At 52.0% G+C, this 10,648-nt stretch carries 1 protein-coding gene and 1 pseudogene; both read right to left on the bottom strand.

Features of this window, described 5'->3' with window-relative positions:
- The coding region (gene srfAB / locus ACH32G_RS18800; RefSeq protein WP_448814693.1) for a surfactin non-ribosomal peptide synthetase SrfAB at positions 1-7,878 on the bottom strand (7,878 nt) is incomplete at its 3' end.
- A 21-nt stretch (positions 7,879-7,899) separates the two neighbouring features.
- Positions 7,900-10,648 (bottom strand): annotated as a pseudogene (gene srfAA, locus ACH32G_RS18795) (surfactin non-ribosomal peptide synthetase SrfAA); the annotation flags it as partial.

Genomic DNA, 10,648 nt, shown 5'->3' with positions numbered 1-10,648 from the left:
GTAATCCGGGTCAATCGGCACAAATGCCGCGCCCGCTTTCAGGACGCCGAGTACGCCCGCAGCCATTTCCAAGGACGGTTTCGTCAAAATGCCGACACGTTCGTCAGCTGTAACACCGCAGTCCATGAGAATGCGCGCGATCCGGTTCGCCCTTGCGTTCAGCTCGCCGTACGTCCATTTCGCGCCGTTGTATGCCACAGCCGGACGGTTCGCGTGGCAGGCGGCCGTTTCTTCAAAGAGACGGTGAACCGTTTTGTTCCGCGGCACGGAAATTGTTTTTCCTTTCCATGCGTCAAGGAGGGCTTGTTTTTCAGCATCGCTGATCAGGGAAATCTCCGGCAGCTTTCTGTCCGGGTTTTCTGCCGCTTGCTTCAGAATCCGCAGGAACCCGGCGCTCCACTTTTCAAGTGTTTCTTTTTTAAACAGATCAGTCGCATATTCAAGCTGAAGACCGAGGCCTTTTTGATCCGTAAAGCCGCCGAGTGTCAGATCGAATTTCGCCGTGCCTTGGTTCGACTCATACGGAGTGATGCGCAGGTTCTCCAGTTCCAGTGTTTCTTTATCCGGATCTTCTGTCGTCACCATGACTTGGAACAATGGATTTCGGCTCATATCTCTCGGCAGGTCAAGCTTTCCGATCAGATCTTCAAACGGATAATCTTGATGCGCCAGCGCGTCGAGATTGGTTTGTTTTACCTGTTCGAGCAGCCCGGCGAATGTCTGTTCTTTGCGCGTTTCATTGCGAAGCGCAAGCGTATTGACAAACATCCCCGGCATTTCCTGAACTTCGGCGCTCGTTCTTCCGGCAGTTACCGAGCCGATAATGATATCACGCTGTCCCGTGATTTTGCCTAAAAAGACATGGAACGCGGCATGAAGCACCATATGAAGAGTCGCTCCCGATTGCTCCATTAATTCACGCACCGCTTTTTCCGTTTCACGCCCCGCTCTGAAGCGGACGGACTGTCCTTTAAAGCTTTGAACCGGAGGACGCGGAAAATCGGTCGGCAGGTTCAGTTCAGGAAGTTCACCGGAGAACGCGGAGAGCCAATATTGCTCATGCTCTTTCATCCGTTCGGCCTGCTCGGGTTCATTCTGCCAGACGGCGAAGTCTTTATAATGCAGGCTCGGCGCCGGCAGACTTCCGCCTTTGTAAAGATGAGCGAGCTCTTTGACCAGCATGCTTCTGGACACGCCGTCGGCAATAATATGATGCATATCCAGCAGCAGGAGGTGTTTCTGTTCATTCAGTCTGACAAGAGCGGCCCGAATGAGCGGAGCCGCACTCAAATCAAACGGCTTGATGAATGCCCGAATGATAAGATCAGCTTTCTCTTCATCCGCTGCTTCAAAGATGTGAAGTTCGATGTCAGCCTGTTCTGTGATCCGCTGCATCGGCAGGCCATTTTGATCGATAAAGGACGTCCGCAAAGATTCGTGACGATTGATCATCTGATTGAGCGCTTCCTGAAGCCTTGAAATATCGACTTCTCCCTCCATCAGAAGAACGGACGGCATATTGTAGCTGATTGTGTCCCGGTCAAGCTGGTTCAGGACGTACATCCGTTTTTGGGCGGATGATAAAGGGTATGCGTCAGCGCTGTCTGCCGGTGAGATCATCCGATATTTCTCAGATACCGCTGAATTCTCGATATATGCGGCAAGCTGACGGACCGTCGGCTGTTCGAACAGCGCTTTTAACGGAACCGTTTTGTCCAGTTCAGCCTGGATATTGGCAAGGAGCATCATGCCTTTTAAAGAGTGCCCGCCGTAATCAAAGAAATTATCGTCGATGCCGAGCGTATCCGCACCGAGAGTCTTTTGCCAAATGTGGCAAAGCTTCTCTTCCAGCTCCGTTTCCGGCAAGGCTGAAGCCGTTTGCGCCGTCTGGCTTGCGCCCGGTTTCGGAAGGGCGTTTTTATCTGTTTTTCCGTTGGCTGTGAGCGGAATGCGGTCTACTTGCACGAAATAGGCCGGAAGCATATGAGACGGCAGTGTTTTGGAAAGCTGTTTGCGAAGCTCAGAGCCTTTCAGCTCGCTGTCGGCTTTATAGTACGCGCACAGTTCCGGCAGTCCGCCTTCGCTGACTGCGAGAACGACCGCCTCCTGAATGCCGTTTACGCTTAACAGCACGGTTTCAACCTCTTTTAATTCGATACGGTAGCCCCGGATTTTCACCTGATCATCGGCGCGGCCGATAAATTCAATCGTCCCGTCAGAAAGCCTTCGGACGACATCTCCCGTTTTGTATATCAGGCTGTCCGGTGAAAAAGGATTTGAGAGAAATTTCTCCGCAGTCAGTTGCGGACGGTGAAGATATCCTCTTGCAAGCCCCTTCCCGGTAATATAAAGCTCGCCGCTTGCGCCCGGAGGAACGAGCTGCATTGATCCGTCCAGCACAAGGGCGCCGGTATTTGCGATCGGGCGGCCGATGACGGGACGCTGCTCATATTGATCAAGCCGTTCCATATTGATCCGTCCGGCAATGGCGCCGATCGTCGTTTCTGTCGGCCCGTAGTGATTGATGAAGTCAGTATGGGCGTATACGTCATGAAACTTGCGGACATCGGACGTGATGATTTTTTCACCGCCGAGCACCACTAAACGAAGCGGGCTGAAACGGCGTTCTGCCGTAAAACGGGCAGTATTGACGATCATATGGAACAATGACGGCGTCAGTTTCATATACGTAATGCCGTTTTTCTGTATATATTCACCAAGCTGGTCAGGCGAAGTGTACGTCTCTTTCGGCACAATGTGCAGCTCGCCGCCCGCCTGAAGGATCGGGAATATGGCCGTATATCCGAGATCAAATGCGTAAGAAGACAGCAGCACGGATTTGTCAGCTTCGGTCAAACCGGCTTCACGGCTGAACCACGTGACATAATTGACTAGATTGCGGTGCTCCAGCTGGACGCCTTTCGGTTTGCCCGTTGTTCCCGAGGTATAAATGATATATGCAAGCTGGTCGGCGTCAGGATTCGTTTCGAGCCGATCGGCGCTTTCGTTCCGCCATTCTCCGCCTTCCATTACGACCGTTTTTCCTTTATAAACGGCGGCAGCGGTCATGTTTCTCTCATTGACGACCAGAAGCTTCGTTCCGCTGTCTTCAAGAGAATAGCGGATTCTCTCTTCAGGAGTCTCCGGATCAATCGGGAGAAATGCCGCTCCGGCTTTCATGACGCCGAGAATCGCGGTAATCAAGTCGGCCGAACGATCCATCATAATAGCCACGATGTCCTCACTGCCCGCTCCGCACGCCTGAAGATGGCGCGCAAACCGGTTCGACTGTTCATCAAGTTCCCGGTATGTCAGACTTGTTCCGCCTGCAACCGCCGTGAGATCAGGCGTTTTTTGCGCTTGCCGTTCAAACAGCGAAACAAAAGTGCCCTCAGGGAGATCCGCTTCCGTACGTTTTTCATCAGAGAGGAGCGCTTCCCGCTCAGGTTCAGATAACAGGCTTGCTTCGGCCAGCTGAATATCCGGATTTTCAGCGCAGGCTTTAATCAGATTGACAAAATGAGCGCTCCAGCGGCGGATGGTTTCGTCCGCAAATAAGGCTTTCGTGTAATCAAAGCTCAATCCGACCTCTTCTCCGCGCTCAGCCGCTTCTAAGGAAAGATCAAATTTAGCGACATGATGATGTATGGAGTAAGAAGAAATCTCCAAATCTCCGAGCCGCAGAGACGGGATCTCCATGTTCTGCATATTAAATAACACGCTGAACAGCGGACTCCGGCTTGTGTCCCTCGTTAACGGCAGTTTTTCAATTAATTCTTCAAGCGGATAGCTTTGATGCTCGAAAGCTTGAAGACTCGCCGTCTTCACTTCGTCCAGGAATTGCTTGAACGTTTTTTTGCCGGCAGGATGCGACCGAAGCGCGACTGTGTTGACAAACATGCCCGGCACCTCTTGGAGATCAGGATGCTGTCTTCCGGCTGCCGGAGATCCGACTATGATGTCTTCCTGCCCTGAATACTTGGACAGCAGCACTTGAAAAGCGGCTAACAAGAACATGTACATCGTCGTATCCGTATCAGCCAGCAATGTCTTAATCTGCGCCGTCACCTGTTTATCAAGCCCGAAGATGACGCGTTCCCCTTCAAAACTGCGCTCGGCAGGACGTGGGAAATCAAGCGGCAGATCCAACACCGGCAGATCGCCTTTGAACGTTTCGAGCCAGTAGGCCTCGTGCTGATCCAGATTTGCTTTTTCACGCTGCCAGACTGAAAAATCCTTATAATGAATCTTTGGCAGCGCAAGCTCCGTGCCTTGATAAAGTTTCGCCAGATCACCGATGAAAATGCCCATAGAGCTTCCGTCCGTAATAATGTGATGCATGTCAATCAGCAGAAGATGACGGTCAGCTTCAAGCCGGATCAGCTTCGAACGGACGAGCGGCGCACGGTTGAGCGCAAAGGGTCTGATAAAGGCTTTTGTCAGCTCTTCCGCATCTTCTTCCCGGCCCTCGGCGGTTTCCAGCTGAAAGCTCACATTTTCATGAATGGTCTGCACGACTTCTCCATCCGCCATGTCAAACGATGTACGAAGTGTCTCATGACGGTTGATTAATGCCTGCATGGCCTCTTCAAGGCGGTTTTTGTCTACTGATCCTTCCAGCAGAAGTACAGCAGGGACGTTGTAGCTCGTGCTGGCCTGTCCGAGCTGATTAAGGATATACATCCTGCGCTGTGCTGAGGAAACAGGATAATGCTTCTGATGAGGCGCTTGCCGTATCGGTTCAAACTGCTGCTCCTCCTCACTCTCATGCTCCAAATAATGCGCAAGCTCCTGAATGGTCGGCTTTTCAAATAACACTTTGATCGGTACTTCTTTTTGAAAGTGCTCCTGAATTTTAGCGGTCATCATCATGGCTTTTAAAGAATGTCCGCCAATCGTAAAGAAATTGTCAGTCACACCCGCTTTTACGCCGAGAATACCTTCCCAAATGTCCGCGAGTTTCTGCTCCGCTTCCGTTTTCGGCGCTTCGTATTCTTTTTGAACGGCTTCAGTCTGCGGTTCAGGCAGCGCCTTTTTATCAATTTTTCCGTTCGCCGTCAGCGGAAACTGACTCATCTGTATGAAGTGCGCGGGAATCATGTATTCAGGTAGTGATTCCGAAAGTGTTTTGCGCAGGTCTTCCGGTGAAAGGTCCCGGTCTGCGGTAAAGTAAGCGCAGATTTCATTTTCATCCGCTTTATTTTTCCGGATCACAGCTGCAGATTCCGTCACATTCTGCACCTGGCTGATTTTCGCCTCGATTTCGCCGAGCTCGATTCTGAACCCGCGGACCTTTACTTGATTGTCAATTCTGCCGAGAAACTCGATCGTGCCGTCCGGAAGCCACTTCGCCAAGTCTCCCGTCCGGTATATCATTTCATCCGGTCTGAACGGATCGCGGACAAATTGCTTCTCCGTTAGTTCAGGCAGATTCACATAGCCTCTTGCCACTCCGCTTCCGCCGACGCACAGCTCACCGGGAGCGCCGATCGGCTGGAGGTTGCGGTTTTCGTCCATAATGTACGCAGTGGAATTTCCGATCGGCTTCCCGATCGGGACCGAGCCGTCGTAGTCCTGATCAATGAGAAAACTCGTCGAAAACGTCGTATTCTCCGTCGGGCCGTAGCCGTTCCAAAGAGACAGCTCCGGTGACGCCTTTCTCACCTTGCTGACGATATGCGGCACAAGCGCATCACCGCCGATGATAAGGTGCCGGAGCGTGTTAAACATGCCGGCATCCTTTTGGGCAAGCTGGTTAAACAGCGGAGACGTCAGCCACATAGTCGTGATCCGATGCTCTTTCAGAAATTGGGCGAATTGTCCGGCGTCAAGCAGCGTCTCTTTTTTAACAGGATAAAGCGCAGCTCCGTTCAGCAATGCACCGAAGACTTCGAAGGTTCCGGCATCAAAGCTGACGGCTCCCGTTTGCGCCATGCGGTCTTCTTCATGAACCGGCACATAATTCGAATGTTTGACGAGCCTGATGATATTTCTGTGTTCAATCATGACGCCTTTCGGTTTGCCGGTCGATCCGGATGTATACATAATATACGCCAAGTCGTTTCCGCCGGCAGGGAGACTCAAGTTTGCTCCGCTTACCGTTTCATCCGCGCTTTCATCCAGCATGATGACCGGGACTTGCAATGCGCCCGCTTGCTCCAGATAGTCCTGAACTGTCAGCACGATCTGAATCGAACTGTCTTCCGCCATAAAGCGGAGACGGTCCTCCGGAAAAGCAGGATCAATCGGCACATATGCGCCGCCTGCTTTTAGGACGGCAAGCATGCCGATAACGGTTTCCGCAGACCGGTCGTTCATAATAGCGGCGGTCCGGCCTTTTTCCAGCCCGTTCTTCACAAGATATCTCGCCAGGCGGTTGGCCGCTTCGTTCACTTCACGGTACGTCCATTCGCGCCCCTCTTCTTTTATCGCGATGCTTGCGGGCGTCCGGTTTGCCTGTGCTTCAAACAAACGGTGAACGGCCTCCTCTTCCGGAAGCGCCGTTTTCGTATCATTGAATACGTCAACAATCTGCCGCTCTTCTTCGCCTGAAACAAGGCCGAGATCCCGCACGGGCGCGTCAGGCGTTCCGACCGCCGCTTTCATCATGCGGGTCAGATGGTGCGCCGTTCGTTCGATGGCATCATGAGCAAAAGCCGCTCCGTTGTATTTGATTTTGACAGTCCACGTTTTTCCCGGATACACGATGAGATTGAAATCAAAGCTCGTCTGCTCAAAAGCATGTTCAACTTTAATGGAAAAGCCGAGTCTTTCCTCCATGCCCCCGTTTTCCAGCTCTTTGTCCAGCGGATAGTTTTCAAAGGCGACCAAATGATTCAAAAGGCTGCCGTCCAGAGCAGAGCGCTTTTGAATGTCATAGAGCGGCACATAATCATAGCGCTCGGCTTCCACGGCGTTTTTCTGAACTGCCGTCATCACGTCAGAAAAGGTTGCTTCTTTGTCAATCTTGATTCTGACAGGGATCGTATTGATGAACAGCCCGGCCATTGTTTCTATGCCGTTGATTTCTGAAGGACGGCCTGATACAACAGTGCCGAACACCACATCGTCTGTATAGTTATATTTGCTGAGCACTGCGCCCCACACCGCTTGAAACAGGTTAGGCCCCGTGACTTGATGCCGGTTGGCGGTCTGCTGAATCTGCGAAACCAGCTCTTCATCCCAGACTAAAGAATATTCTTCATTTTGATAGTCTTTCTTTTCTGCTGACAGACGGCCCGGGAGCAGGCTCGGCTGTTCGAAATCCGCCAAGCGGCTGCTCCAATATTGTTCCGCCTCGTCATAATCCCGGCCTCCGAGCCATTTGATATAGTCAGAGTAAGGTTTGCCCTGGCTTCCTCCGGCGGGCCGGCCGGCACGAAGCGCTTCATAGTTTTGAAACAGGCTTTTCATCAAAACGCCCATACTCCAGCCGTCCATGACGATATGATGATTGCTCCAGACGAGATAAAGCTCCTTCTCACTGAGTCTGAATACCGCCGCTTTAAAAAGAATATCCTTCGCCAGATGAAAGCCCTGCTGCTGCACGTCGCGTTTATAGCGTTCAATATATTCGGTTTGACGAGCTTCATCTAATTGACTGATATCTTCATAGTGCACTTTCGTCTTCCGCTCGGCCAATACGACTTGGCGCGGTTTTTGAAGCTGCTGGTGCACGAATACCGTTCGCAGGATGTCATATGTCCGGATCAGCTCATTGACGCTTTTTTCAAAAAGCTCGAGCTGAAAACTTCCGTGAATCCTAAGCTCTAATTGTGTGAAGTAGGAGGAAGAATGCGGATCAAGCAGCGCATGATACAGCATTCCCTCCTGCATCGGTGTGAGTGCATACACCTTTTGAATCGATTTTTTGCTCATATGTCACCTCTGTCTTTTCTGTTAGAGAATTTCCATTAATTTATCAAGTTCATCAAGCGTCAGATCATCATCACCAAGATCACTAGGCGTAAGTTCAGGACCGTCTTGAGCCAGGCAATGATCTATGATTTTCAGGAGGTGCCCTTTAAAGCTGTCACTGAACGATTGAATGGTTTTTTCATGAAATTCGAGAGAATGATAGGCAAACGTCATCGTCATCTGCCCATTTTCTATAAATCCGACAATATCAAGCGCATTCGGCTTCTCTGTGTCCGGGCTCAGCGATTGTCCGGACGGCATATCGGATCTTGTAAATAAGCCGGAATCCGACATCTCATTAAACTGGCCTAAGTAGTTAAAGCTGATATCCGGATCAATCTCAAACGAAAGATTCTCTTTATGCTCAGGCGCCGTTACATAACGCAGAATGCCGTAGCCGACTCCTTTGTTCGGGATATGCCTGATGTCTTCTTTCATTTGTTTCAGCTGATATGAAAGGTCGTCGGCGTGTTTCATCTCAAGGATCATCGGATACATGCTCGTAAACCATCCGACCGTTCGGGTGATATTCAAGCCGTCAAGAATGTCTTCGCGTCCGTGGCCTTCCAAATGAACGCCGATCGTGTCTTCACCCGTCCACTCCTTCAGCGCCAGTCCGAGCGCCGTCAGCAGAATATCATTCATTTCCGTGTGGTAGGCTTCATGGACGTTTGTGGTCAGCTGTTCAGTTTGTTCAGCCGTCAGAGAGAAGCTGACCGTTCTTGTATGTCTCATGCGCTGATCCCCAGACTGCCTGTCTTTCGGGAGCTGAGTGCACACCTCTTTTTCCTCAAGCTCTTTCCAGTAATCAACTTCTTTCAGAAACGCCTTCGTATTTGCGTATTCTTTGATTCTCTCGGCAAATTCGGCGAATGAATGTGTTTTCGGCGGCAGCGCCGGGTCATTGCCTTGCTTGAGCTGTGTATAAACGGAGGTGAAGTCCTCCAGTAAAATCCGCCAAGATACACCGTCTACGACTAAGTGATGGATCGCAAGGAGAAGGTGGTCTCCGTCTTCCGCCCGGAAGAGCCCGGCCTTCAGCAGAGGTCCCGCTTCCAGTGAAATACTGCTTTGAAGACGGTCTGCTTCCCGTTCGATACGGTCTTCATGATCTTCGCTGAGTCCGTTCAGTTCAAAGACGTTCAGTTCAACAGACGCATCCTCAAGCCCTCTGTAATACGGCTTTTGCTCACGGTAAACCATCCGCAGTGCATCATGGTGTTCCATCAATGCTTGCAGAGTTCTTTCCACCAGAACCGGATCAAAGCCGTCTTTTGCGTGAAGCATGACGGATTGGTTCCAGTGGTGTTTGTCCGTAAAGTTTTTCTCAAAGAACCAGCGCTGGATCGGCGTTAATTCTGCTTCGCCTTCGACAGGTCCCTGGTCGGCCTGCTTGCCTTCGGTCCGCTCCACGTAAGAGACGAGCTCTTCGATGGTCGGGTGCTGGAAGAGGTCTTTCATCTCCAGCTTGTAGCCGTGCTGGTTCAGGCGGCTCGCCATTTGAATGCCTTTGATCGAGTCGCCGCCGAGCGTGAAGAAATTATCGCTTACGCCGATCTGATCCAGTCCGAGCACTTCCTGCCAAATGTCAGAAAGCAGCGTCTCCATCTCCGTTTCCGGCGCTTTGTACGCGGCGCTTCCCGCCTCAATGTCCGGCGCCGGCAGGGCTTTTTTGTCAATCTTTCCGTTTGCGGTGACCGGAAGCTCGTCCATCTCCACCCAGAACGCCGGCACCATGTAGTCCGGAAGCGTGTCTTTCAGCGCGGCTTTGAGCGCTTCGATATCATCCTGCTGAGGTGCGACATAGGCGCAAAGCGCGGTATTGCCCGCTTTGTCTTCCACCGCCGTCACCGCCGCGTCATGAACGTCCGCAAGCTGCGCGAGGCGGACTTCAATTTCTGAAAGCTCAATCCGGTAGCCGCGCACTTTGACCTGCTGGTCGATGCGGCCGATGTATTCGATACCGCACTGCGCGTTCCATTTGACGAGGTCCCCGGTCCGGTACATGCGCTCGCCTGGCACAAACGGATCTGCGGTAAACCGCTTCGCCGTTTCTTCCTCACGGTTCAGGTATCCGCGCGCAAGTCCGCGGCCTGCCACGCACAATTCACCGGCAATGCCTTCCGGCTGCACCTGATTGCCGTCGCCGAGAATATACGCTCTCGTATTGGCAATCGCCCGTCCGATCGAAAGCGATCCTTCCTCCGGATTAATGACGCCGCTTGTCGCGACGACGGTGTTTTCCGTCGGGCCGTAGTTGTTGACGATCGTGTACGGCTGTTTCACCGCCCGCTTCAGCTTGTCGCCTCCGACGAGAAGCATGCGGAGAGAGGTATTTTCCAGCTCCATAAATTGTTCGGCCAGCTGCGTCGGCAGGAAAGTGATGGTCACGCCGTGCTCTTCGAAATAGTGATTTAAGCGGGTGATATCCAGCCGGATCGCTTCGTCAATGACATGAAGCTCCGCGCCGATGGTCCATGCCGGGAACATCTCCCAGATGGAGGCGTCAAAACCGAAGCCAGCGTATTTGGCGCTTTTATCCTCGGCCGTCATGGCGAATGCGTCGTGATGCCAGAAACACAGGTTCACCAGCGCGTGGTGTTCGACCATGACACCCTTCGGCTGTCCGGTCGTTCCTGACGTGTAAATCATATAAGCGAGATGATCCGCCGTGGTTTCCGTCTGCGGGTTCGCTTCATCGTTTTCATCAAGCGGCAGGCTCAGAATGGAG

It is taken from the genome of Bacillus sp. CIS52, from assembly GCF_053545315.1.
Note: the sequence above shows the minus strand (reverse complement) of the source record. Positions and strands in the feature narration are given on the sequence as shown.